Source organism: Nocardia sp. CDC153 (assembly GCF_035818515.1).
Classification (GTDB): domain Bacteria; phylum Actinomycetota; class Actinomycetes; order Mycobacteriales; family Mycobacteriaceae; genus Nocardia.
Genome location: NZ_JAYKYU010000004.1, coordinates 798,836 through 821,065 on the forward strand (window position 1 = coordinate 798,836; position 22,230 = coordinate 821,065).

Sequence of the window (22,230 nt, forward strand, 5' to 3'; positions counted from 1 at the left end):
GGCGGTCAACGCGCGGTTTGGGAGGCCGCCGCGTGGGTGCCCAGATCGGCGAGTGAAAGCTGGTGTCGCGGTGGCGAATCCGCGATGATGCTCGATCGCACGTCGAGACGGCCCGTCACATGCAGCAGCTCGCCCGAGGCCAGCGCGCGCCATCCGGGGTCGTTGTCCATGCGTTCGCTGGCGATCACCACGGCGGGGTGATCGGCCAGGTGGCCGCTTCGGGTCCGGATTCCAGTGCCGGTGCCGTGGTCGAGGCGTTGATCGCCCGGCACGCCGCCGGCGGCGCGTTCGAGGACGTACAGTTCGTGGGTCTCGGGGTATCTCAGCGCCCACAGCTCGGTCGCGGTGGTGAGAATCAGGTTGAGCGCGTACACCGGCAGCCGCTCGGCGATCCAGGCGACCGCATCGGCGATGCCCGCGGTGACATCACCCGCGTGCTGGTCGATCCGCTGGGTGATCAGGGCGAAGAAGCGTTCGGAATCGGTGTCGCCGTGGACAAGTCCGCGATAGTCACCGAGTTCCCGCTCGAGCTCGTCGAGTCCGTGCAGCACCCCGTTGTGGGCGAACAAGCGCCCGCGCTGCTCGAACGGGTGCGTATTGCGGGGAACCAACCCACCGGTCGAGGCGAAGCGCACATGCGCCACGAAGGTTTCCGATTCGCGTTCGCGCGCCTCCTGCGCGAAACGCCGATCCTCATAGGCGGCAATGGGTTGTTTCTCCACCAGCGGCGCGCCCGCGGCGGTGAAAGTCCCCAAACCGACCCCGTCGGGTTCGCGGTGACTTTGCTGAGCGAGGCTGTCGGGCGCGTCCAGCAGCCAGAAGGTGGCGCGCACCCGGTGCGGCGCGGCTGATAATCCGAACAGTCGGCACATGTGCGACTCCTCACGCAAGAGGCGAAGCTCCTCGGACTGCACGACAGCAAGGCTCTTGTGGGGGATGATTGGGCCATGTCGGACACGCCGTCTGTGCTCAAGCATCATCGTATGCCTGAGCACGGTGCCATGCGCCTGTCGGGCACCGTGGAGGCCATGATGTGGATCCACCGCAATTGCATCGAGGGCGACGGCGATAGCGAGCAGTCCTGCGCGCGACGGCAGCAACTGCTGGACTTGCGCGCCAAATACGGCTGGACCTGGCCGCTTCCGAAACCGGATGCGGCGTGGCGGCTGCAGCACTGAGGTAAACCGGCGCGGCGGCGTGGAATAGCCGGTGCGGCAATGAGGTTGCAGCGCGCGTGACCGATATCGCACGTCAGCGGCTGCACGAGGACATCATTCAGCAATTCCGCTCCGGAGGCGGACATGTGGGCGGCCAGTTCGAGAACACGCCCCTGCTGTTGCTCACCACCACCGGGGCTCGGTCGGGGGAATCTCGCACCTGGCCGTTGGGTTACGGGCGCGACGGGGACCGGCTGGTGGTTTTCGCCGCCAATGGCGGCCGTGGGAATCGGCCCGGTTGGTATTACAACCTGCTGGCAAACCCGGCCGCGACCATCGAGGTCGGCACCGAATCCTGGCCCGTCACCGCGACCCTTCTGACCGGGGACGATCGTGAGCGGCTGTGGGAGCGGCAGCTCGAAATCTCGCCGTTCCTGGCCGATTTCCAAGCGAAATTGTCCTGGGAAATACCGGTCTTCGCGCTCACGCCCGCATCCAGCGCCGCCTGAGAATCCGCACCTCGCCACCGATCGCGGAAAGCCCCCTGACAGGTTTTCCGGACCGGTCCGTCGGGCCGCGAGCCATCGCTCGGCAAGCTCGGCGGACGAGTCGGCTAGCGGCGACCGCGGAAGGTGCGGCGAAGATCGTCGGTCCATTCCACCGGGACCTCCCAGGGAATGAAATGGCCGCCGCGATCGTGGGCGGTGACATTCACCAGGTTGTACCAGCTGCCGCGGTCGCTGTCGCGAAAGTGCTGCGCGCGTTGGGCGGTGGTCACGCCGGGCGGGTTCTCGTGGGCGACGAAGGTCAGGCCGGTGGGTGCCTCGATCACCGGCCAGCGGTCGTGCGAAGGGGTCCAGGGATAGCGATTGTGGTTGGCGTACAGGCGTATCGAGGTGCCGATGGAGTTGGTCGCCCAGCAGATCGTGGCGTGGGTCAGCAGGTCGTCCTTGGTGTAGACGGCCTCGAGGTCGCCGTCGGGGAGTTCGCTCCAGTGCATCCAGCGTTCCAGGATCCAGGCCAGCATGCCCGCGGGGGAATCGGTCAGGCCGTGGGCCAGGGTCGCCGGGGCGAGCATCTGGGCGGTGAGGTGGACGGCGAATCGCTTCTCCAGCTCGATGATTCGCGCGTGCACGTCGGCGGGCAGGCCCTCGGGGATCGGGCGGCCGCCGGTGATGTCCCAGGCGCGTTCCCCAGTGAACAGATCGAGTCGTTGGCCGGAGCCGATGTGGATGCCGTAGAGCTCCTCGGCGTACTTGTGGCCGAGTTGGCCGGTGACCATCGCGCCGACATCGCAACCGGCCGCGGCGTAGCGGTGGTGACCCAGGACCTCGGTCATGAGGGTGTGCCACAGGTCGGCGATCTTCCAGAAGTTGAGGTCCGGGCGTCGCGGGATCGGGGTGGAGAAGCCGAATCCCGGTAGCGACGGGACGATCACCTCGAAGGCGTCGGCGGGATCACCGCCGTGGGCGGCGGGGTCGGCGAGCGCGTCGATGACCTTGGACCAGTGCCAGAAGGTCCAGGGCCAGCCGTGGGTGAGGATCAGCGGGATCGGATTGTCGCCGACACCGGGTTTCCGCAGGAAGTGAATCGGCACGCCGTCCACCTCGACGCGGTAGTGCTCGTAGGCGTTGATGGCCTTTTCCTGTGCGCGCCAATCGAAGTCGGTGCGCCAGTACTCGACCAGCTCGCGCAGGTAGGCGGTCGGCACACCGTAGAAGCCGTCGGCATTGCCGTCGTCGGCGTACCAGCGGGTCAGGGCGAGCCGGCGGCGTAGGTCGTCGAGTGTTTCGTCGGACACGTGAATCGGGGTCTGCTGCAACGGGAACACAGTTTCAATCTAGGGTCGAACCCATGCCAGAGCCGACGGAGGTCAGCCCGGGGTCACCGGTGGAGCACGACGCGGAGTCGCAGGTTCAACGTGGCGTCGAGTCGCGGGCTCGGCAGGGCGCGGAGTCGCCGGTGGAACATGGCGCGGTGATCGCGGTGCCCGAGGAGGTGCGCGGTGAGCTGCGGCGTGGGGTGCGCAGTGTGCTCGTCGACGCCGCCGCGCTGAAGCTGGTGCGCGATCGGTTCGACGAGGTGCAGGCCGGGTCGCTGCGGCGGTATCTGGAAGCCTCGCAGTCGGCGAATACGCTGCGCGCCTATCGAACCGACTGGATCGCGTGGGCGGCGTGGTGTGCGGGCGAGTCGCGCCAGGCACTGCCCGCGGACGCCCTGGATGTCGCGGTGTACCTGGCCGCGGCGGCCGACGCCCGTCGCGAGAACGGCGAATGGGCGTTCAGCGCAGCCACTTTGGAGCGCAAGGCCGCCGCCCTGGCCGCCGTGCACGCCGCCAACGGCCTGCCCTCGCCCACCCGCGCCGACGTGGTCCGCTTGACCCTGCGCGGCATCCGCCGCACCCGGCGCACCCAGCCCAAACGCAAGCGCCCGGTCCTCCTGCACACCCTCGACCAACTCCTCGCCGAACTGCCCGCCCCCGGCTGGCCCACCGAACCGGCCCGCCGCCGCGACACCCTCCTCCTGCTGGTCGGTTTCGCAGGAGCCTTGCGCCGCAGCGAAATCGCCGCCCTCCTGGTCACCGACGTCACCGTCACCACCGACCACTCCACCGGCGAGCCCCTCCTGCTCATCCAACTCCCCACCACCAAAACCGACCCCACCGGCATCGCCGAACAACGCGTCGCCCTCCCCCGCGGCCAACACCCCCACACCTGCCCCGTCTGCGCCTTCGCCGACTGGACCCGCCTGCGCGAGGCCCACACCCACACCGACCTCCGCACCTGGCTCACCACCACCCCACCCCCCGACCCTCACATCCACCGCTGCCACGGCTTCACCGGCCCCACCCTCCCCACCCCCAATCTCCCCTTGTTCCCATCCATCTCCCGCCACGGCACCATCTCCCCCACCGCTATGTCCGGCCGCGCCGTCGCCGAACTGGTCAAACGCTACGCCGCCCGAGCCGGCCTGGACCCCACCCTCTTCTCCGGCCACTCCCTCCGCTCCGGCTTCGCCACCCAAGCCGCCCTGGGCGGCGCCAGCGACCGAGAAATCATGCGCCAAGGCCGCTGGTCCAACCCCCGCACCGTCCACACCTACATCCGCACCGCAAACCCCTTGGAAGACAACGCCGTAACCAAACTCGGCCTGTAGACCCGCTGCCGCGAGCTTGGGTTAGAGGAGTTCGACTTCGTGGAATCCGACGGTGAGGGTGTGCCGGCGTTCGCGCAGGACGTTGCCCTCGCGGTGCACCAATCCCTCACCGAAATCGATTCGTAGTTCTTCGCGGTGTGAATCGACGGAGCGCACTACGGCGCAGATGCCGGTGAATGGGCCCTCTGCGAAGTAGACGACATCGCCCGGACCGTAATCGGAAAACCCCACCGGGCCACCTTAATCAAAGTCGTCGAGTGTGGCAGGGTGGGGCGATGGGGACGACCGAGGGCGATACGCCGTGGGAGCCGCCGTTGGCGGGGAGTGAGGCCGAGCATTTGGTCGGTGCGTTGGAGCGGCTGCGGGCGACGTTTCGGTGGAAGGCGGATGGCCTTGATGAGGCCGGATTGAATGCCCGGGTCGGGGCGTCTGCGTTGACGTTGGGTGGGTTGCTCAAGCATCTGTCTCGTGCCGAGGATGAGATGTTCGGCGCGAAACTCTCGGGTGAACGGCCCAGCGCGCCTTGGGACAGCGTCGATTGGCGTGCGGATCCGGATTGGGATTTCACTTCGGCCGCCGCGGACTCCCCGAAGGAGCTGTACGCCTTGTGGGATTCCACGGTCGCCCGCTCGCGGGCGAAGCTCGACGCGGCGTTGGCGGCCGGTGGTGTCGATCAGTTCGTTCATGTCTCTTGGCCGGACGGACGCCACGCGAATCTGCGGCGACTGCTGTGTGACCTCATCGAGGAGTACGGCCGCCATACCGGTCATGCGGATCTGCTGCGTGAAGCGGTGGATGGACGGGTCGGCGAGGACCCGCCGCCCGGTTGGCGGCCGCGCCCGTACTGACCGGGGCTAGTGCTCGTCGACGAAGTCGCGCAGCAGTGCTCCGGTGTGGTCGGGGTCTTCGGCCATGGGCGTGTGGCCACAGTCGAGGGGTTCGATTCGGGCGGCGGGGACTTGGCGGTAGTCGTCGAAGGAGCTGGGTTGCCAGCGGCGATCCCGGGTGCCGTAGATGACCAGTGTCGGGAGGACCAGGTCCGTGAGGCGGGCCGGTTCGGGGCGTTCGGTGAGGTAGTCGTCGGAGGCAGCGGAGGTCGCGGTGACGCTGCGATAGGTCATGCCGTGTAGGTCCGAGACCCACCGATCGGGTATCTGGACGTTGCGGGTGAAAGCGCTGCTCATCGCCATTCGGACGGCCGCGTCGGGCAGGAGCGGCCACAGCGGTTGCCCGATAGCGGGATTGAACAGCAGCTCACCGACCGGTCCGTTGTCGGTGAAGGCGTCGAGGCGCGGACCGGAATCGATCAGGCCGAGAGCCGAGACGAGGGGCCGTCGCTGTTCGGCCAGGGAGGTGGCGACGTAGCCGCCCGAGGAGTGCCCGATCACCGTGGCACGGGTGACGCCGAGCCGGTCGAGAATCGTGCCGACCCGTGCCGCCTGTTCCGGAATGCTGTAGCCACTAGCGGGTTTGGCCGATTGGCCGTGCCCCAACAGGTCCACCCGGACGACGTACTTGCCGTCCAACGCGGGCATCACCGGGTCCCACCACGACGCGGACGCGCCGAGCCCGTGGATCAGCACTACCGCGTGGGCGTCGGGAATACCGCTGGTGACAATGTGAATGGCCCCGCCGGGCAGGTCGATCAGCTGATCCTGAGCCGAGTCGGCACGGGCGGTGGCCGCGACCACCCCGGTCCCTCCGAACAAGGTCAGCAGGGCCGCGGCGGCGATGTGGGCCATGCGGTGTGGACGCATGAGAGCTCCTTCGAGATTCGAGTGATGCCCCTACCTTCCTGCCGCACAACGGGATTCGTCTTGAAGAAATGTCACCGCCAGAGCGCCGGCGCCCATACGACTCCGGTACTCCTACAATCGGATCGTGGCCTGGGAGATCGCGCGACCATCGCGCATGCCCGCGGTGAGCGGTGTCGATATGGCGGGGTTCCGGATTCGCGGTGACGCCCCCGAGACCCTGCACGCCATCCCGCATCCGGCCGTCACCATCGTCATCGAATTCGGTGACCGTTCCTTCGAGGTCCGCGACGCGTCCGGGCGCGCCCATTCGGCCAGCCTGATCCGCGGCCTCGCCGGAACCGCCGCCCCGGCCCGCGTGAAAAGCCTGGACTGCGTCCAGGTCCGACTCTCACCGCTGGTCGCGCCCGCCATCCTCGGATTCCCGCCCGCCGAGCTGGGCGAGAATATCGTTGCGCTCGAGCAGGTCTGGGGCCGCGCGGCCGCGCGCCTGCGGGAACGACTGCACGACGCACCCGACTGGCCGCAACGATTCGCCTTGGTCCAAGCACTGCTGGCAGAGCGGTCCGCCAACGCCTTCCCGGTCGATCCGGAAGTCGCCCGCGCGTGGGAGCGAATCATGGCCAGCCGCGGCCGCTTCCGCGTCGAGGACCTCGCCGACGAACTGGGCTGGACCCGCCAACGCCTGTGGTCGCGCTTCGGCGCGCAGATCGGCCTGACACCCAAGCGCGCCGCCAAACTGGTCCGCTTCGACCACGCCGTGCACCGCCTGGTCCAGGGCCACGCACCGGCCCGCGTCGCCGCCGACACCGGCTACGCTGACCAGTCCCACTTCACCCGCGAGGTCCGCGAATTCACCGGTGCCCCACCGACCTCCGCCGCCACCGAGCCCTGGCTGACGGTCGACGACCGGGCCTGGCCCTCGACTCTGGCTTAGACGGGTGTCAGCAGGTACTCGACCAGGGTGATCAGCGACTGCAGACACGGATTGCGGTCGCGCGCGTCCAACCGCATCAATGGCGTCCCCGCATCGAGATCGAGCGCATCGCGCACCTCGTCCAGCGGATACCTGGGCGCGCCTTCGAAATCGTTGACCGCCACCGCATACCGCACACCCCGCTCCTCGAGAATCGATAGCGATTCGTCGGCGCGTTCCAGGCGGCGGGTATCGACGAGCACCAGCGCACCCAGCGCACCGACGGCCAGGTCTTCCCAGATCGGAACGAACCGCCGCTGGCCGGGCGTACCGAACAGATACAGCGCCAATCGCGGATTGAGGGTGATGCGGCCGAAATCCATGGCCACCGTGGTGGTGGTCTTCCCGGGGAGCCCGGCCATATCGTCGACGCCGACGCTGGCCTCGGTGATCGTCTCCTCGGTGCGCAGCGGCCTGATTTCCGACACGCTGCCTACGAACGTGGTCTTCCCGACGCCGAAGTTTCCGGCCACCAGCAGTTTGACGGTGCGGGTGACGGTCTGCGGCACATAGTCGACGACGCGCTCATGCGGAGAGAGCGCGGAGTCCATCGAGTACCTCCTCCAAGAGGGCTTTGCCCGGCAGCTCTTGCACCGGTGTCGGGATGGCCAGTTGGCCGCCGTCGAGCAGATCCGCGACGAGGATCTTCACGACCGACGGCGGCATGTCCAGGTGGGCGGCCAGTTCGGCCAGGGTCAGCACGCCGCGCCGGGCGAGTTGCAGAATGCGGCGGGCATCGGGACTCGTGCCGGGGGCCGGATCGGCCACCGCGACAACCAGACTCACCAGATCCAGCGCCCGCGTGGGTCGCGACCGGCCGCCGGTGCGCACATACGCCCGAACCAGATCGGGATCGCGCCGCGGTCGGCTCATGACCGGTGCGAATCCGCTCTCGTCCGCGACATACTGCCGAGCTCGCGTCCGACCCGTACGGCCAGTTCGTTCATGCGGTGCGCGACCAGACTCACGTCCACGTCCTGAGTGGTCGAAACACCCAGCAGCGCACCGGCTCCGGCGGCGGTGATGAAGATCATGCCGTCGGCGTACTCGGTCATGTTCTGGCGCACCGCGTTGTCGGTGGTGCCGCCGCAGAATTCGGCCAGCGCCTTGCCCAGGGCGCGCAATCCGGAGGCCGCGGCGGCGAAGCGTTCGGCGTCGTCGATGCTGACCCCGCCGGTGTGGGCGATGCGTAGGCCGTCCTCGGACAGGAGGACCCCGAATCGGACCCCGGGCACCTCGAGATCGTCGAGCAACCAGGCGAGACGGTTGGTTTCACTCACTGCCGTCGCGGGTGTACCGGTCACGATGTCATCCCTTCGGAGTGCTCGAACGCGGCCGCTCGACCGCGTCGGGAGCCGCTGTACCAGGCAGCGGCGATTTCGGGTCGCGCGGAACCGGAATCCGCGTCGACCGCGCGCACGGTGGCCGCTACGGACACCGTCGCGGAGCGGCGGCGCCGCTTGGGCAGGCCACCGGGGGTGAGGTCAGTCGGAGCCGAATCCATGGCCACCACCGTAGGTTCCGGGTCCGGCGCGGGGGCCGGAGCGGGTGCGGGCACGGGCGTCGGGGCGGCCACCACCGCGGGGGCCGGTGCGGCGAGCAGGGTCTCGGGGATGAAGACCATGGCGCGCATGCCGCCATACATATTGGGACCGTCGATGTAGACGGAGAAGCCGTAGCGGCGGGCCAGCGCGGCCACACCGGGGAAACCGACGCGCGGGGTCGGGCCGAGCGCGTGAATGTCGACGACCTGATCGCCCGCGAGCACCCGGCGGGTCTCCTCGAGCTGCTCGGGATTCATGCGCACACCGGCGTCGTCGATGATGACGGTGACGCCGTGGTGTCCCTCCTGGAAACCGATGTCCACGAACGAGGTCGGCGGCGAGTAGCGCAGCGCGTTGTCGAGCAGGGTCGCCAGGGTGTGGACCAGCGGTTCCACCACGCGGCTGATGACCGGACGGTCGAGTTCGGTGGCGCGCACGCGGGTGTAGTCGCGCACGCGGCCGGTCGCACCGCCGACCACGTCGGTCAGCGTCTGCTGCGGCCAGCGCCGCCCGGGCAGACCACCGCAGACGATCACGTAGGACTGGGCCTGACGGATCATCTGCTGCACGGAATGGTCGATGCGGGTGAGGGTTTCGAAGGTCTCGTCATTGCGGTGCTTGCGCAGCGCGGCGCTGAGCACCTGACTCACGTCCGCGCCCAGGCTCACCACCGATGCGCCGAAGGCGCGCACCGCGGCCGAGGTGGCATCGCGGGCGGTGCTCTCCACCTGTGCGCGGGCCGCGGCGGCGGCCTCGTCGGCGGCGGTGCGCGCGGCCTCGTTGGCCTGTGCCACCGCGACGCGGGCGGCCTCCTCGGCCTGGGCGATGGCCAGCTGCGCCATCTCCTCGGCCTGGGCGACGGCGGTCTGGCGGTCGGATTCGACCTGTGCGAGCGCCAATTGAGTCTCGGTCTCGGCTTCGCGCCGGACCCGGTCGCGGGTCTCGGTGGCGACCTTCAGCAGTTCCTCACCGCAGCGGGCGGTCCACTGCCACACCAGTTCCGCGATGCGGGTGCGCTCGAGCACGATGGGCAGGTCGACGGTCGGATTGTCGGGGTCCGAGCGACGCACGGCCGCGCCGATGGCAGGCAGGACGTTGTCGGTGAGATTGGCGATCATCTCCTCGACCGCGGCATCCCGATCGGTCTGTTCCGCGCGCAGGGCGGCAACCCGCCCGCGTTCGGCGCGCACCGCGCGCCACAAAAGCAGCAAACCGACCACGGCTAGCACGAGCGCGGTGGCGAGAACCCAGGAAAGCAGCACGGCGTTGTCTTGATTCATCAATTCTCTTGTCGTCCGGCCGATCCTGAAATCGGCGGAGCCACCATAGCAGAATCCAATGTCTCCCCTTACCTTTCGGTATCTCCGAGCAAACCGCAACCCGGAGGCCGTGCAGCTCACCGCATTTGATCGCGGTTCGCAGCGCGAGCCCTCGCTGGGGAAGGACACGATCGGCGCCGTGGAGCGAACCCGAGGTCCGAGCCACGGCAATTAGTCGACCGACCATTACTGAACTGTCGCGGTGCATCGCGACCACAATCGCGCTGGTCCGGGATGCTTCGGCGGCGCGCACCTCACGCCGGACCGACAGCAACCCGTTGGCGGCACGCTCGGTCACCACCAGCGATCCGATGGATCGGCGACTCCGATCCATCTGCGAACCAATGGATTTCATCGGGAATCCGATTGGTCGGCGCGGTCGGCGGCTGACAGCATGGGCGGCATGCGTGAACAGCGACTCGGGGATGGTTTGACGGTTTCGGCGGTGGGTCTGGGGTGTATGGGGTTCTCCCAGGGGTACGGGGAGGCCGATGACGCGGAGTCGACGGCGGCGATTCGAGCGGCGGTCGATGCGGGGATCACGTTGTTCGACACCGCGATGAGTTATGGGCGCGGGCACAACGAGCGGCTGGTGGGGCAGGCGCTGGCCGGGACCGAGGTCGCGGTGGCGACCAAGTTCGGGATCGTCCGCACCGAGGCCGGGGTGGGGCTCGACGGCAGACCCGAGCATGTGGCGGGGTATTGCGAGGCCTCGCTGGAGCGGTTGGGCCGCGAGGTGATCGACCTGTACTACCTGCACCGGATCGATCCGGAGGTGCCGGTGGGCGAAACCATCGGGGCCATGGCCGAATTGGTGGCGGCCGGAAAGGTGCGTCACCTGGGGATTTCGGAGGCGACGCCGCAGCAGCTGCGCGAGGCGGTGGCGGTGGCGCCGATCGCGGCGGTGCAGTTCGAATGGTCGATGCTGTGGCGCGAGCCCGAGCGCGACATCGTCCCGGTGGCGAGGGAACTCGGGGTGGGCATCGTGCCCTACAGCCCGCTCGGTCGCGGATTGCTCACCGCCACACTCGATGCCAGCACCGTGGCGACCAGCGATTTCCGGCGCAATGACCCGCGTTTCCAGGGCGAGCACCTCGACGAGAATCTGTCCCAGGTTGCCGCACTGCGCGAGCTGGCCGCGCGCCTGGGCATTTCGGCCGGACAGCTGGCGCTGGCGTGGCTGCTGGCCCAGGGCCCGGATGTGGTGCCGATTCCGGGCAGTCGCCGGGCGGCGCGAATTCTGGAGAACGCGGCGGCGGGCGCGATCGAACTCGGCTCCGACGACCTGGCCGAGGTGGAGAAGCTGGTTCCGGCCGAGGGCTGGTCGGGCGACCGGACCTCCTTCGCGGTGCCCTCGACGACGCGCGGCGGGAACTAGCGGTCGGCGGTCGGCCGGTAGAGCAGGGTCATCAGGCTCAAACCGGCCAGGCCGCCGACGATCTGGGCCACCACGAAGGCGGGCACCGAGGCGGGGGCGATGCCGGTGAAGGAGTCGGAGAACATGCGGCCCAGGGTCAGTGCCGGATTGGCGAACGAACCCGAGCTGGTGAACCAGATGGCCGAGCCGATGTAGGTGGCCACCGCGACAGCGCCCACCCCGCGGCCGTGTCGGGCCGCGGCGAAGCCGACCACGATGAGTCCGGCCGCCGCGAGCATCTCACCGATGAGATGACCGCCGGTCACCCGATGATGGCTCGCGATCTGCACCACGGCACGATCGAACATGGCATTGGCCAGCAGCGCACCGAACACCGCTCCCCCGCACTGGGCGGCCACGTAAGCGCCCAGGTCCCGGGTGGTGAGCCCGCTGCGGCCGCGCCGCCCGCTCAGCCAATCCGCCAGCGACACCACCGGATTCAGGTGCGCACCCGAGATCGGACCGAAGGCCAGGATCAGCACGGCCAGCCCGAAGGCGCTCGCGGTGGAGTTCTCGAGCAACTGCAGACCGATATCGCCGGGCGAGAGCTGCTCGGCCGCGATTCCGGAGCCGATCACCACCGCCGCCAGCGCGGCCGTCCCCGCGAACTCCGCGACCAGCCGCCGACCCAGCGTGGATCCGGCCCGGGCGGGCAGGGTCTGGGCGGGGACGGAATCGATGACCGGAAGTTCGTGATTGGGCACCCCGTCAGGGTGACAGACCAGCGCTTTTACCGGACCTGGCGGCGGCAGAATATATGAAATACATTCCGCCGTTTGCCATCCGCGCGGGCCTCACTCGTGGCCGCCCGCCCCGAGATCGGGTAGGCCCTCGGTGATGCGCAGGCGGTCGGCCATGATCGTGAGCAAGTTCTGCGACTCCTCGCTCAGGTCGAAGGCGCGGGTGGACAGGTCGCGTAGGCCCTGGAACTGAAGCCGGTTCAGGAGGGCGTAGTCGTTTTCGATGGCCGCAGTGTAGGCGTCGTCGGCGAAATAGCCGGGACGGACCCGGAAAAAGCGGGCCAGGGCGGCGATGGTCTCCGGCGAGGGGTCGGTGCGCTGGCCCGAGCGCAGCTGGCCGAGGTAGGGCTTGGAGATGGGGTGACCCCACGCGGTGAGCTGGGCGGCCACCTCGCCATTGGTGGGCGGGCGCTCCCCGGGGGCGCGCACGGTCGCGAACAAGCCGTTGAGGCGGGCGGCGAAATCGGGGAGCAGCGGCGACCCGGTGGCGCGCGGGCGGCGCAGTTCGGCGGCACGGCGCGGGATGCGGGCGTAGAGGCGGGCCAGGGCGGGCTCGTTGAGCGAGGACTCGTCGAGCAGTTCGCCGATGCGTGCCAGCAGGTCGGGGGCGTCGTGCGGGCTCATGCGTCGCCCTCCTTGCCGTCGAGGCCGGTCATCCAGCCGTGGTCTCGTTTCAGTCGGGCCCAGCGCTGCTCGACGGCCTTGACCGACGGGAAGTCGAACAGATGCTGGATCTCACTGCCGCGCATGCCCATTGCCTTGCCCCACACCAGTCCGCGGTCGCGGTCGCTCAGGCCCGCCAGGCGGCTGCGGAAGGCCAGCCGGTCGACCACCGAGGCCGCCACGTCCTCGGTGGAGGCCAGCACCTCCATGAGATCCGGGCCGTCCTCGGTGACGATGGCGACCGCGCCCACGGCCTGGAACTGGTAGATGTCGCCGGTGCGGCGGCTGCGGCGGAACTGTTCGACGAAGGCCAGCACGCACGCGCCGATGAAATAGCTGGCCAGGCTGGCACCGAGATAGGGATCCCAGCCGTCGCCGTCGATGGCGTTGCGGCGGAAGCGTTCCAGGGCGCGGGTGACGCTCTCCTGCACGAAGTCCTCGGCGAAGCGGGTCTCCACCAGGACGCGTTCCTGCGGGGTGGGGCGCAGCGGCATTCGTTTCTGCTCGGCCACACTGAATATCCAACCGCTGCGGATCCAGGGGCCCAGCACCGCCAATCCGTGGCGAACCAACCTGTCCGCCAGTAGTTTCCACGCCGGGCCCTCGAATCCGGCCTTGCGGACGAGGTCGAACAGCTCGTGGTCGACGGTGTATCTCTCGGGATCGGTCATGTCGACGGTGTCCTCACCCTGCACCTCCTGATCGCTGACGAACACGTTATAGCGGGGCCAAACGCACCGCCCCTCTTTCAGCTAATGGCCAGTATCCGCGATCGTGTAAATCGTTCCTTGACAGGCCGTTTCGCGTAAAGGCAGCATTTACATATGAGTGATCCACGGCACAGAGACCCCGCCGACGAGCGCGCGGTCCTGGCAAAACTGTTGTCCACCAACGCCGAATTCGTCTCCGAGGTCCTGCGCCCCGCCGAAGGCAGACCCGCACCCTCGGTCATGGCGGCCCTGCGCGCGGCCCGCAGCCTCGACGGCGTCGTCGACGACGTCCTGCGCTCCCTGGTCCGCCAGGCCCGCGAAGAAGGCCGCACCTGGGCCGAAATCGGCGAAATCTTCGGCACCTCACGCCAAGCCGCCTTCCAACGCTTCGGCGGCCCCGCCACCCCTGGCTTCCCGATTCCACCCATCCCCCCGACCCCGGACATGCCTCCCATGCCCGAGATGCCACCCATGCCAGAAATGCCCGACTGGTCCAAGATCGCCGAATGGGCGAAAATCCCCGGCCTCCCCAAGATTCCAGGCTGGCCCTTCGGCGGCCACCACCACCCGAAAGGCCCCCACGGCAACCCTCCCCCCAGCCCTCCCGGATCGCAGCCCCACCCCGAACCGGGCACGGGACCGCACTACGGTCCCCCCGGTACCGGACCGGAATCCCGGGGTTACCCAGGTCCAGGCGGCCATGGCCCGCGGGGATTTCCGAGCCCGAGCGGTCCACACGGACCCTCCGGTCCCGCCGCGCCGGGGGGTGGCCCGGCACCGCACGGCCATGCTGGTCCGGGCGGCGGTCCGCACGGGCCCTCCGGCGCACCGGATTCCGGGCCGGAGGGTGATTTCGGCACGCCGGGCGAGTGAGCGTGGCGGCGGTGGCGACTTCCGAGGTGCCGCAGGTCTGTCGGCGACAGTTGAGTGCTGCGCGGCAGCGGGATGCCGAAGATCGGTTGGCGGACGCCATGTCGGCGAGTCGGGCGAGCGGAATGGCGGGGATCGAGGTGCGGTGCGAGCGGGCGCGGCGGCGGCTGTTGAGTGCTGCGCGGCAGCGGTATGCGGAGGATCGGTTGGCGGAGGCGGTGTCGGCGGGGGCGCGGCAGGTGGTGGTGTTCGGCGGTGCGCTGGACACTTTCGCCTCGCACAATCCCTACCGGAATGTTCCGGTCTTTCGGCTGGCGGACTCCGATATCGAGACCATTGCCGCCGCAGCGGGATTCGATCGCCGCCTGCCGGTCTTCGCCGTGCATCTCGGCGGTGCGGACCGGGCACTGGATGCGGGATTGCAGGTGCTGCAACGTTGCTCGGGTGGAGTGGAGATCGTGTTCGATGTTGGGGCCGAGCGGGTCGGCTGGGTTGTTGGGCGGTTGCGCGACACGGGGTGGGTGGTGCTGGAGGAGTTGGATTCGGCCGGGTTAGCCTGCCGCTATCTTGCCGACGCGCCCGGACCGAGCGATTCGATCGAACCTCGGCTGGTGTGGGCGCGCGTCGGCAATAATGCTGGACGCCTGCCCAATTAACTGTTCGCCGGATGAGGAGCCCCATGCGCGCGTACACCCGCCGCCATGCCGTCGCCGCCCTGGCCGCCGCCGCGACCGCGCTGCTCGCGAGCGCGACCCCGGCCACCGCGACACCCGACCCGGCGCGACTGCCCGCCCTCGGCGCGGACTTCCACTGGGGTGTGGCCGCCTCCGGCTTCCAGAGCGAAGGCCATGCGCCCGACAGCAATTGGTCGCGCTACGTGGCCGACCACCCGGATTACGACCGCTACGGCAACAGCGTCGACTTCTACGACCGCTACGCCTCCGACATCGCCCTGGCCAAGGATCTGGGCGTGAACACCTACCGCCTCGGCATCGAATGGGCGCGGGTACAGCCGCAGCCGGGGGTGTGGGACGAGAACGGATTCGCCTTCTACGACAAGGTGATCGCGGCCATCGTCGCGGCGGGCATGCGGCCGATGATCACCCTGGACCATTGGGTGTACCCGGGCTGGGAGGCCGATCGCGGGGGCTGGGCCAACCCGGGCATGGTCGAGGACTGGCTGACCACCATGCGCACGGTCGTCGATCGCTACACCTGGGCCGATCCGATGTGGGTCACCATCAACGAGCCGTTCGCCTACATCATGAACGAGGTCCGCAATGGCGGGCTGCCCGCCGCCGACGTGCTCACCATGCAGTCGCGACTGACGCAGGCGCACAACAGCATCTACGACTACATCCACGCCCGCCAGCCCGATGCCATGGTGACCAGCAATGTCGCCTACGTGCCCGCCGCGGACCCGCTCGTCAACGGCGGCATGCTCGATCTGATCGCGGCCAAGCTCGATTACGTGGGCATCGACTACTACTACGGCCTCTCGCCCGAGGTCGCCGCCCAGTACAGCGCCTTCGCGGCCTCCGAACTGTGGAAGCTGCCGCTGCAGGCCGACGGCCTGTACTACACGCTGCGCCACTTCGCCGATCGCTTCCCCGGCAAGCCGCTCTACATCGTGGAGAACGGCATGCCCACCGACAATGGCCAACCGCGCGCCGACGGCTACACCCGCGCCGACGACCTGCGCGACACCGTCTACTGGCTGCAACGCGCCAAGGCCGACGGCATGAACGTCATCGGCTACAACTACTGGAGCCTCACCGACAACTACGAATGGGGTTCCTACTCACCGCGATTCGGCCTCTACACGGTCAACGTGCTGACCGATCCGAGCCTGACCCGCCACCCCACCGACGCCGTGGACGCCTACCGCGCCATCACCCACGACGGCGGTGTCGGGGCCGGGTACGCGCCCACCCGGCCGCCGACGACCTGCTCGCTGGTCGATGCCCTCGACAGCTGCGCGGATCCGGTCACCGCCCCGCGCTAGACCTCGGTGCCGCCGATGCGGTGGTAGATGCCGGGGCACTGGCATTGCTTCCCCGGCTGGTTGCACCGGTCTGTGGCTCCCCCTCCTGAAACCGCTTGGGCCACAGGCCGGTACGACTCGAAAGGTAGCCGCGGCGCGGTCGGCGACGACATCTCCGATCGCACACGGGCGGGCGAAGCCGCTGGTGAGGGCCGCGCACGGGTTTTCCGGACCGGAAAACAGCGGCTCGACCGGCGGGAGACCGGACGAACCGGACGGCGCGACACGCCCGCCGCTGCCCCAGAATTCAGCTAACTGACAGCTACGCTCCGAATCGGGACATTCCGACCACTCGTCCCGGAGGAGGAGCCCCGATGCGAAGACGCCTGCACGCCCTCGCGCTGGCCGGGCTCGCCACGGCCGCGACCCTGCTGCCGGTCGCCGGTGCCGCCCACGCCACCCCCGCCACACCCCCGTCGAACTCCACGCGCGGCGGGCTGGGATCGGATTTCCTGTGGGGCGTGGCCGCGTCGGGATTCCAGTCCGAGGGCCACGCGCCCGACAGCAACTGGATGCACTACATCGACGCCAACTCCGACTGGGACCGCTACCGCAACTCCATCGACTTCCGCTCCCGCTACCAGAACGACATCGCCCTGGCCGCGAGCCTGGGGGTGAAAGTGTTCCGCATCGGCATCGAATGGGCGCGGCTGCAACCCGAACCCGGGGTGTGGGACGAGCAGGGCTTCGCCTTCTACGACCAGGTCGTCGACGATATCGTGGCCAACGGCATGGAACCCATGCTGACCCTGGACCATTGGGTCTACCCCGGCTGGGAGGCCGACCGCGGCGGCTGGCGCAACCCGGACATGGTGGCGGACTGGCTGGCCAACGCCCGCAAGGTCGTCGACCGCTACACCTCGCGAAATCCGGTGTGGGTCACCGTGAACGAGCCGGTCGCCTACATCATGCACGAGGTGCGCCAGAACGACACCGTGGCCGACGAGATGCTCGACAAGGTCGCCCAGGTGCACAACGAGATCTACGACTACATCCACCAGGTGCAGCCCAAGGCGCTGGTCACCAGCAATGTCGGCTACGTGGCCGGGGCGGAATCGCAGGTCAACGGGCCGCTCATGGACCGCATCGGCGACAAGCTCGACTTCATCGGCGTCGATTACTACTTCGGATACGAACCGCCGCAAGGCAATACGGTCAATCTCCCCGACGGCTCGGCCGCGCCCCCGACCGGAATGTGGGACCTGCCCATCCGCCCCGAGGGCATCTACTACGCGCTGCAACACTATTCACGCCTGTTCCCCGGCAAGCCGCTGTGGATCGTCGAGAACGGCATGCCCACCGAGAACGGCAAGCCCCGTGCCGACGGCTACACCCGCTCCGACCATTTGCGCGACACCGTCTACTGGCTGCAACGCGCCAAGGCCGACGGCATGAACATCGTCGGCTACAACTACTGGAGCCTGACCGACAACTACGAATGGGGTTCCTACACCCCACGTTTCGGCCTCTACACCGTCGACGTCCTCACCGACCCGACCCTGACCCGAAAACCCACCGACGCCGTCGGCACCTACCGCCAGATCATCACCTCCAACGGCGTCCCCTCCGCCTACGAACCGGTCCGCTTCCCCTCCGACTGCCACCTCGTCGATCCCCCCGCCAGCTGCGACTCCCCCGTCACCATCCCCACCCCGGCCCCCTGACCCACGAGCATGCAATCCAGCAGCCGTCTTCTCGACGTTTGCCTGCCGAATCGCATGCTCGTCGCTCAGGTGTCCTGTTCTCGGACTGCGCGTTCGATTTCCTCGACCAGGGTGGCGCCGCCGACCTCGTGGGCGGCGGCTCGGAAGCGGTCGCGGAAGCGGTCTAGGTCGGGGCGGACGCCCTCGCCGGTGTACTCGGCGCCCGCGGCGTCGCGGATGGTGCGGACCATGTCGTCGGCGAGGGCGGCGATGTGGGTGCGGATGAGTTTGCGCAGGACGCCGGAGAGGGCGATGTCGGTGCCGACGTCGTAGAGGACCAGGGCGCCGGAGAGCATGGCGGGTTCGGGGACGTGCCAGGATTCGCCGCGGCGTTCGAGGTAGCCCGCGGCGAGCAGGTCGTCGAGGATTTCGGGGCGGCGGTCGCCGAGCAGTTCGGTGAGGGCGTCGTCGTCGAGCAGCGTGCCGGTTTCGGGTTCGCCGCTGTAGCGTGGATCGAAGAGCTCACGCCAATCCCCGTCCGCCGGAACCTCCGCGGCGAAGACCTCGCGGATGGCTTCCAGGCGCAGGCCGCGCGACTGCATAGCGGTGATGGCGCGCAGACGGTCGAGGTGTTCGGGACCGTAGACAGCTTCCTTGCCCGCGCGGCCGGGCTTGGGCAGCACGCCGACCGAGTGGTAGTAGCGGATGGTGCGGGCGGCGACACCACTGAGTTCGGCGAGTTGGAGTCGGCTGTATCGGTCCACGCGAACAGCATAGATACCGCGATGGAGTGACGTTGACAGTTGCAACTGTCGGCGTTAGCGTAACCGCCGCCACACTTTGTCGACGACGACATAGGGAGATTCCATGACCCAACGCGACACCGATTTCGACGTGCTCATCGTCGGGTCCGGATTCGGCGGCAGTGTGAGCGCGCTGCGCCTGACCGAGAAGGGGTACAAGGTCGGCGTCCTCGAGGCCGGGCAGCGCTACGAGGACGATCAGCTGCCCGACACCAGCTGGGATCTGAAGAAGTTCCTGTGGGCTCCCAAGCTGGGCTGCTACGGAATTCAGCGCATTCACCCGCTGCGCGATGTCCTGATTCTGGCGGGCGCGGGCGTGGGCGGCGGGTCCCTCAACTACGCCAACACCCTCTATGTGCCGCCCGCGCCGTTCTTCCAGGACGCGCAGTGGCGTGACATCACCGACTGGCACGACGAGCTCATGCCGTATTACACGCAGGCCCGCAAGATGCTGGGTGTGGTGACCAACCCGCACATGACCCCGGCCGACGAGGTGTTCAAGCAGGTTGCCGAGGATATGGGTGTCGGTGACACCTTCGTGCAGACCCCGGTCGGGGTGTTCTTCGGCGAGCCGGGCAAAACCGTGGCCGACCCGTACTTCGGTGGCGCGGGGCCGCGGCGCACCGGGTGCATCGAATGCGGCGAGTGCATGACCGGCTGCCGCCACAATGCCAAGAACACCCTGGTCAAGAACTACCTGTATCTGGCCGAATCCGGTGGCGCGCAAGTGTTCCCGATGACCACGGTCACCACCCTGCGTCCACTGCCGGACGGCACCTGGGATGTGGAGACCGAGCGCACCGGCGCGTGGGTGCGCAAGCAGCCCAAGACCTACACCGCCAGGCACGTGATCCTCGCGGCAGGCACCCGCGGCACCCAGAAGCTGCTGTTCGCCATGCGCGACAAGGGCGTCCTGCCGAAACTGTCGCCGCGCCTGGGGGTGCTGACCCGCACCAATTCCGAGTCGATCGTGGGTGCCGCGACCCGCAAGGTGAATCCGGACATCGACTTCACCCGCGGTGTCGCCATCACCTCCTCGATCCACCCGACCCCCGACACCCACATCGAACCGGTCCGCTACGGCAAGGGCTCCAACTCGATGGGCCTGCTGCAGACCCTCATGGTCGACGGCGGCGGCAAGATCCCGCGCTGGCTGCGATTCCTGTGGACGGTGCTGCTGCACCCGCTGACCCTGGTGCAGTTCATGTCGGTGAGGAACTGGAGCGAGCGCACCATCATCTCGCTGGTCATGCAGCATCTGGACAATTCGATCACCACCTACACCAAGCGCGGCCTGTTCGGGCGCAAGCTGACCTCCAAACAGGGCCACGGCGAACCGAATCCGACCTGGATCCCGGTCGGCAACCAGGTCACCCGCGCGGTGGCCGACAAGATCGGCGGCGTCGCGGGCGGCTCCTGGGGCGAGGTGTTCAATATCCCGCTGACCGCGCACTTCCTGGGCGGTGCGGTCATCGGCGCGGACGCCGAGCACGGAGTCATCGACCCGTACCACCGCGTCTATGGCTACCCGACCCTGAGCGTGGTCGACGGCGCGGCCGTCTCGGCGAACCTCGGCGTGAACCCGTCCCTCACGATCACCGCGCAGGCCGAACGCGCAGCGGCCATGTGGCCCAACAAGGGTGAACTCGACACCCGCCCCGCCCAGGACCAGGGCTACGTCCGAATTGCACCCGTTGCACCGATGCATCCGATGGTCCCCGCGAGCGCTCCAGCGGCACTGGTCTTGCCGATCGTCGAAATCCGGGGCGGCGACACCGAATCCACACCCGCCTGAGCCACGACCATAGCCACTGCCGCGGCATCGCAACTGCAGCAGGCCAACACAGGAGCAGGCTCGCCGGGTGATCGGCGAGCCTGCTCCTTTCCGTACCCCTGGGGCGTGGTCGCCGAGTGCGCGAGTTGGCATGGCGTGCGGGTGAAGCTCCTCGCCCGACGGCGGCGACATGGGCCTGTCGCCTCTGCCGAGTTGCGGTCCTCGCGGCTGGAGGACCAGCCACTCCCCACCGAATGCTTCGACTCCCGCCACTGTCGGCAGTGAGGACGCGGGGGATGACAGTTCCACTCTGTCCGAATCGACGATCGAGCAGTTGCGAGGCGTGTAGTCAGCGGGCGTGGATGTGGGCCATCGGGGAGGTGGGGGGCGGGACGTCTCCGGCGGGGGCGCGGAATTCCTGAAGGGCGGCGAGGACATCCACGTGGCGGGCGGCGTAGCAGCGGACCTGCGGGAGGGCGTGGGCTACCTCGCTGCGCTCGAGGGGTTCGGCGTCGATGTAGCCGACCTGGTCCAGGCCGACCCCCAGGGTTTCGGCGATGCGGCTGATGGCGGCGGACTTGCGGCCCCAGCCGACCTCGACGGCGGCGAAGCGTTCGGCCACGCCGTGGCGGCGCAATTGTTCTACCGTCCAGGCCCATTCGCCGCGCGAGGCCACGGCGTGCATGACGCCGCGTTCGTTGAGGATGCGTAGCGAGCGCGCGGCGTCGGCGCGCAGCGCTCCGGCGGTGGAGTCGCAGACCACCCCGTCCCACAGGGTGTTATCGCACTCCCAGACAAGCAGTTTCACAGTCGCGGCGTTCATCGAGCCCCTACCAGTCAGCAATCATCCGGTACCAAGGGTGCCGGACGGTCACCTCTTTCACCAACCGCCCTGCGCGTGCCATCGTAGGTGCTGTCTGGGCCAATTGACCAGCGCGAGCAAACCCGGAACGCGGAAGTTCCTTGTAGCCTGCGGGTTCGGTGCGCGGGTGATCGCCGCTGGTAGCGTCGGATCCGGACGGATGGATCGGATGGAAAGGGGCGAGAGCCCATGCGGCGGCGTTGGAAACTCGCGGGTGGCCCGCCCGCGCTCGCACTGGCACTGGTACTGACCGGTTGCGGTGCGGCCGAGGAGTCCGCGCCGGTGGTGGTGAGTTCGCTGACCCTGGCCCCGCGCCCGACCGAGACCACGCCCACTCCCGCCGGTTCGGCCGCCCCCATCCCGGCCCCCGCCCCGACCGCCTCCGCCGTGGCCGGGCTGCCGACCGTCGATCCCTATCCGGATCAGCCGCTCATCGATCACACCGAGTGGACCGACGAGATCGACGGCCGCCGCCTGCACGTCTACCCCACCCAGGCCGGACGCAAGGACACCTTCCCCGCTGCCCTCGACCGCGCCTGGCAGGAAGTCCTCACCGACGCCCCCGACGCCGACACCCCCGGCATGTACGACCAGTTCCGCTGCCACTGGGAATGGGCCCGCGTCGTGGCCCCCGACAAACCCAGCTGGAACCTCGAACCCTGGCGCCCCGCAGTCGGCTACGACGCCACCGTCGTGGCCATGTGCAACCCCGGCGGCCCCGAACGCTGAGCCGCACCGGCACGGCTTGGCACATTCGACCGAAATGCCCAGCGACTGGACCGATTCCCCACCATGATG

The 22,230-nt window shown here is 68.6% G+C and carries 25 protein-coding genes; 12 read left to right on the top strand and 13 right to left on the bottom strand.

Annotated elements, in window-relative coordinates; translation table 11 throughout:
* Nucleotides 1–5 precede the first annotated feature (5 nt).
* Nucleotides 6–872, bottom strand: coding sequence for a class II glutamine amidotransferase (locus tag VMT65_RS26315; protein ID WP_326311204.1), 867 nt, complete (start codon nucleotides 870–872; stop codon nucleotides 6–8).
* A gap of 111 nt (nucleotides 873–983) precedes the next feature.
* Here VMT65_RS26315 and VMT65_RS26320 point away from each other — a divergent pair, with 111 nt between their 5' ends.
* Both VMT65_RS26320 and VMT65_RS26325 read left to right on the top strand, forming a co-directional pair.
* Nucleotides 984–1,178 carry a hypothetical protein gene (locus VMT65_RS26320; protein ID WP_326311070.1) on the top strand — a complete coding sequence of 65 codons (195 nt, stop codon included), beginning with the start codon at nucleotides 984–986 and terminating at the stop codon, nucleotides 1,176–1,178.
* A gap of 56 nt (nucleotides 1,179–1,234) precedes the next feature.
* Nucleotides 1,235–1,666 (top strand): nitroreductase/quinone reductase family protein, encoded by a 432-nt coding sequence (locus VMT65_RS26325; protein WP_326311071.1) that lies wholly within the window; start codon nucleotides 1,235–1,237, stop codon nucleotides 1,664–1,666.
* A gap of 104 nt (nucleotides 1,667–1,770) precedes the next feature.
* On the opposite strand, the gene VMT65_RS26330 is transcribed toward VMT65_RS26325, so the two are convergent.
* The gene (locus VMT65_RS26330) at nucleotides 1,771–2,988 is read right to left on the bottom strand and encodes an epoxide hydrolase family protein (protein ID WP_326311072.1); all 1,218 of its coding nucleotides are present in this window, start codon (nucleotides 2,986–2,988) and stop codon (nucleotides 1,771–1,773) included.
* 23 nt (nucleotides 2,989–3,011) lie between these two features.
* On the opposite strand from VMT65_RS26330, the gene VMT65_RS26335 reads away from it, so the two are divergent.
* Complete coding sequence (locus VMT65_RS26335) at nucleotides 3,012–4,313, top strand: site-specific integrase (RefSeq protein ID WP_326311073.1); 1,302 nt, start codon at nucleotides 3,012–3,014, stop codon at nucleotides 4,311–4,313.
* 21 nt (nucleotides 4,314–4,334) lie between these two features.
* Here VMT65_RS26335 and VMT65_RS26340 read toward each other — a convergent pair whose 3' ends face one another.
* Nucleotides 4,335–4,544, bottom strand: coding sequence for a hypothetical protein (locus tag VMT65_RS26340; RefSeq protein ID WP_326311074.1), 210 nt, complete (start codon nucleotides 4,542–4,544; stop codon nucleotides 4,335–4,337).
* A gap of 44 nt (nucleotides 4,545–4,588) precedes the next feature.
* Between VMT65_RS26340 and VMT65_RS26345 the strand changes: the two genes are divergently transcribed.
* A complete protein-coding gene (locus tag VMT65_RS26345; RefSeq protein WP_326311075.1) occupies nucleotides 4,589–5,161 on the top strand; it encodes a mycothiol transferase in 573 nt (190 codons plus the stop codon).
* Nucleotides 5,162–5,167: 6 nt separating this feature from the next.
* On the opposite strand, the gene VMT65_RS26350 is transcribed toward VMT65_RS26345, so the two are convergent.
* Nucleotides 5,168–6,070, bottom strand: coding sequence for an alpha/beta fold hydrolase (locus VMT65_RS26350; RefSeq protein WP_326311076.1), 903 nt, complete (start codon nucleotides 6,068–6,070; stop codon nucleotides 5,168–5,170).
* 124 nt (nucleotides 6,071–6,194) lie between these two features.
* On the opposite strand from VMT65_RS26350, the gene VMT65_RS26355 reads away from it, so the two are divergent.
* A complete protein-coding gene (locus VMT65_RS26355; protein ID WP_326311077.1) occupies nucleotides 6,195–7,004 on the top strand; it encodes a helix-turn-helix domain-containing protein in 810 nt (269 codons plus the stop codon).
* Here the strand turns inward: VMT65_RS26355 and VMT65_RS26360 are convergent.
* From VMT65_RS26360 to VMT65_RS26375, 4 genes are read right to left on the bottom strand one after another with little or no spacing between them, the layout of a single operon-like run.
* Entirely contained in the window at nucleotides 7,001–7,594 is a 594-nt protein-coding gene (locus VMT65_RS26360; protein ID WP_326311078.1) for a GTP-binding protein, read from the bottom strand. The genes VMT65_RS26355 and VMT65_RS26360 overlap by 4 nt on opposite strands.
* A complete protein-coding gene (locus VMT65_RS26365; protein ID WP_326311079.1) occupies nucleotides 7,569–7,916 on the bottom strand; it encodes a DUF742 domain-containing protein in 348 nt (115 codons plus the stop codon). The genes VMT65_RS26360 and VMT65_RS26365 overlap by 26 nt, the downstream gene beginning before the upstream one ends.
* Nucleotides 7,913–8,347: a roadblock/LC7 domain-containing protein gene (locus VMT65_RS26370; RefSeq protein ID WP_326311080.1), complete on the bottom strand. Its 435-nt coding sequence runs from the start codon at nucleotides 8,345–8,347 to the stop codon at nucleotides 7,913–7,915. The genes VMT65_RS26365 and VMT65_RS26370 overlap by 4 nt, the downstream gene beginning before the upstream one ends.
* Nucleotides 8,344–9,867, bottom strand: coding sequence for a sensor histidine kinase (locus VMT65_RS26375; protein WP_326311081.1), 1,524 nt, complete (start codon nucleotides 9,865–9,867; stop codon nucleotides 8,344–8,346). Before VMT65_RS26375 ends, VMT65_RS26370 begins: the two co-directional genes overlap by 4 nt.
* A 442-nt stretch (nucleotides 9,868–10,309) precedes the next feature.
* Between VMT65_RS26375 and VMT65_RS26380 the strand changes: the two genes are divergently transcribed.
* Entirely contained in the window at nucleotides 10,310–11,284 is a 975-nt protein-coding gene (locus tag VMT65_RS26380; RefSeq protein ID WP_326311082.1) for an aldo/keto reductase, read from the top strand.
* Here VMT65_RS26380 and VMT65_RS26385 read toward each other — a convergent pair.
* The 3 genes from VMT65_RS26385 to VMT65_RS26395 all read right to left on the bottom strand — a co-directional run bounded on the left by VMT65_RS26385 (nucleotide 11,281) and on the right by VMT65_RS26395 (nucleotide 13,397).
* Entirely contained in the window at nucleotides 11,281–12,027 is a 747-nt protein-coding gene (locus VMT65_RS26385; RefSeq protein WP_326311083.1) for an MIP/aquaporin family protein, read from the bottom strand. The genes VMT65_RS26380 and VMT65_RS26385 overlap by 4 nt on opposite strands.
* Before the next feature lie 90 nt (nucleotides 12,028–12,117).
* Nucleotides 12,118–12,537, bottom strand: a complete 420-nt coding sequence (locus tag VMT65_RS26390) for a helix-turn-helix transcriptional regulator (protein ID WP_326311205.1) — start codon at nucleotides 12,535–12,537, stop codon at nucleotides 12,118–12,120.
* 146 nt (nucleotides 12,538–12,683) lie between these two features.
* Nucleotides 12,684–13,397 carry a hypothetical protein gene (locus VMT65_RS26395; RefSeq protein ID WP_326311084.1) on the bottom strand — a complete coding sequence of 238 codons (714 nt, stop codon included), beginning with the start codon at nucleotides 13,395–13,397 and terminating at the stop codon, nucleotides 12,684–12,686.
* Between the two features lie 153 nt (nucleotides 13,398–13,550).
* Between VMT65_RS26395 and VMT65_RS26400 the strand changes: the two genes are divergently transcribed.
* The 4 genes from VMT65_RS26400 to VMT65_RS26415 all read left to right on the top strand — a co-directional run bounded on the left by VMT65_RS26400 (nucleotide 13,551) and on the right by VMT65_RS26415 (nucleotide 18,014).
* A complete protein-coding gene (locus VMT65_RS26400; RefSeq protein ID WP_326311085.1) occupies nucleotides 13,551–14,309 on the top strand; it encodes a hypothetical protein in 759 nt (252 codons plus the stop codon).
* Nucleotides 14,310–14,320: 11 nt separating this feature from the next.
* Nucleotides 14,321–14,962: a class I SAM-dependent methyltransferase gene (locus VMT65_RS26405; protein WP_326311086.1), complete on the top strand. Its 642-nt coding sequence runs from the start codon at nucleotides 14,321–14,323 to the stop codon at nucleotides 14,960–14,962.
* A 23-nt stretch (nucleotides 14,963–14,985) separates the two neighbouring features.
* Nucleotides 14,986–16,311 (top strand): family 1 glycosylhydrolase, encoded by a 1,326-nt coding sequence (locus VMT65_RS26410; protein ID WP_326311087.1) that lies wholly within the window; start codon nucleotides 14,986–14,988, stop codon nucleotides 16,309–16,311.
* Between the two features lie 353 nt (nucleotides 16,312–16,664).
* The gene (locus tag VMT65_RS26415; protein ID WP_326311088.1) at nucleotides 16,665–18,014 is read left to right on the top strand and encodes a family 1 glycosylhydrolase; all 1,350 of its coding nucleotides are present in this window, start codon (nucleotides 16,665–16,667) and stop codon (nucleotides 18,012–18,014) included.
* Nucleotides 18,015–18,079: 65 nt separating this feature from the next.
* Here the strand turns inward: VMT65_RS26415 and VMT65_RS26420 are convergent, their stop codons facing one another.
* Nucleotides 18,080–18,757 carry a MerR family transcriptional regulator gene (locus VMT65_RS26420; protein ID WP_326311089.1) on the bottom strand — a complete coding sequence of 226 codons (678 nt, stop codon included), beginning with the start codon at nucleotides 18,755–18,757 and terminating at the stop codon, nucleotides 18,080–18,082.
* Between the two features lie 103 nt (nucleotides 18,758–18,860).
* Between VMT65_RS26420 and VMT65_RS26425 the strand changes: the two genes are divergently transcribed.
* Nucleotides 18,861–20,591 (top strand): GMC family oxidoreductase, encoded by a 1,731-nt coding sequence (locus tag VMT65_RS26425; RefSeq protein ID WP_326311090.1) that lies wholly within the window; start codon nucleotides 18,861–18,863, stop codon nucleotides 20,589–20,591.
* Between the two features lie 328 nt (nucleotides 20,592–20,919).
* Here VMT65_RS26425 and VMT65_RS26430 read toward each other — a convergent pair whose 3' ends face one another.
* Nucleotides 20,920–21,393, bottom strand: coding sequence for a hypothetical protein (locus VMT65_RS26430; RefSeq protein ID WP_326311091.1), 474 nt, complete (start codon nucleotides 21,391–21,393; stop codon nucleotides 20,920–20,922).
* A 228-nt stretch (nucleotides 21,394–21,621) separates the two neighbouring features.
* Here VMT65_RS26430 and VMT65_RS26435 point away from each other — a divergent pair, with 228 nt between their 5' ends.
* Nucleotides 21,622–22,161, top strand: a complete 540-nt coding sequence (locus VMT65_RS26435) for a DUF2599 domain-containing protein (protein WP_326311092.1) — start codon at nucleotides 21,622–21,624, stop codon at nucleotides 22,159–22,161.
* Nucleotides 22,162–22,230 lie beyond the last annotated feature (69 nt).

Coding starts and splice junctions, on each gene's coding strand:
- VMT65_RS26315 (WP_326311204.1), bottom strand. CDS start 872: ATGTGCCGACTGTTCGGATTATCAGCCGCGCCGCACCGGGTGCGCGCC.
- VMT65_RS26320 (WP_326311070.1), top strand. CDS start 984: ATGCCTGAGCACGGTGCCATGCGCCTGTCGGGCACCGTGGAGGCCATG.
- VMT65_RS26335 (WP_326311073.1), top strand. CDS start 3,012: ATGCCAGAGCCGACGGAGGTCAGCCCGGGGTCACCGGTGGAGCACGAC.
- VMT65_RS26345 (WP_326311075.1), top strand. CDS start 4,589: ATGGGGACGACCGAGGGCGATACGCCGTGGGAGCCGCCGTTGGCGGGG.
- VMT65_RS26350 (WP_326311076.1), bottom strand. CDS start 6,070: ATGCGTCCACACCGCATGGCCCACATCGCCGCCGCGGCCCTGCTGACC.
- VMT65_RS26360 (WP_326311078.1), bottom strand. CDS start 7,594: ATGGACTCCGCGCTCTCTCCGCATGAGCGCGTCGTCGACTATGTGCCG.
- VMT65_RS26365 (WP_326311079.1), bottom strand. CDS start 7,916: ATGAGCCGACCGCGGCGCGATCCCGATCTGGTTCGGGCGTATGTGCGC.
- VMT65_RS26375 (WP_326311081.1), bottom strand. CDS start 9,867: ATGAATCAAGACAACGCCGTGCTGCTTTCCTGGGTTCTCGCCACCGCG.
- VMT65_RS26380 (WP_326311082.1), top strand. CDS start 10,310: ATGCGTGAACAGCGACTCGGGGATGGTTTGACGGTTTCGGCGGTGGGT.
- VMT65_RS26395 (WP_326311084.1), bottom strand. CDS start 13,397: ATGACCGATCCCGAGAGATACACCGTCGACCACGAGCTGTTCGACCTC.
- VMT65_RS26400 (WP_326311085.1), top strand. CDS start 13,551: ATGAGTGATCCACGGCACAGAGACCCCGCCGACGAGCGCGCGGTCCTG.
- VMT65_RS26410 (WP_326311087.1), top strand. CDS start 14,986: ATGCGCGCGTACACCCGCCGCCATGCCGTCGCCGCCCTGGCCGCCGCC.
- VMT65_RS26415 (WP_326311088.1), top strand. CDS start 16,665: ATGCGAAGACGCCTGCACGCCCTCGCGCTGGCCGGGCTCGCCACGGCC.
- VMT65_RS26425 (WP_326311090.1), top strand. CDS start 18,861: ATGACCCAACGCGACACCGATTTCGACGTGCTCATCGTCGGGTCCGGA.
- VMT65_RS26430 (WP_326311091.1), bottom strand. CDS start 21,393: ATGAACGCCGCGACTGTGAAACTGCTTGTCTGGGAGTGCGATAACACC.
- VMT65_RS26435 (WP_326311092.1), top strand. CDS start 21,622: ATGCGGCGGCGTTGGAAACTCGCGGGTGGCCCGCCCGCGCTCGCACTG.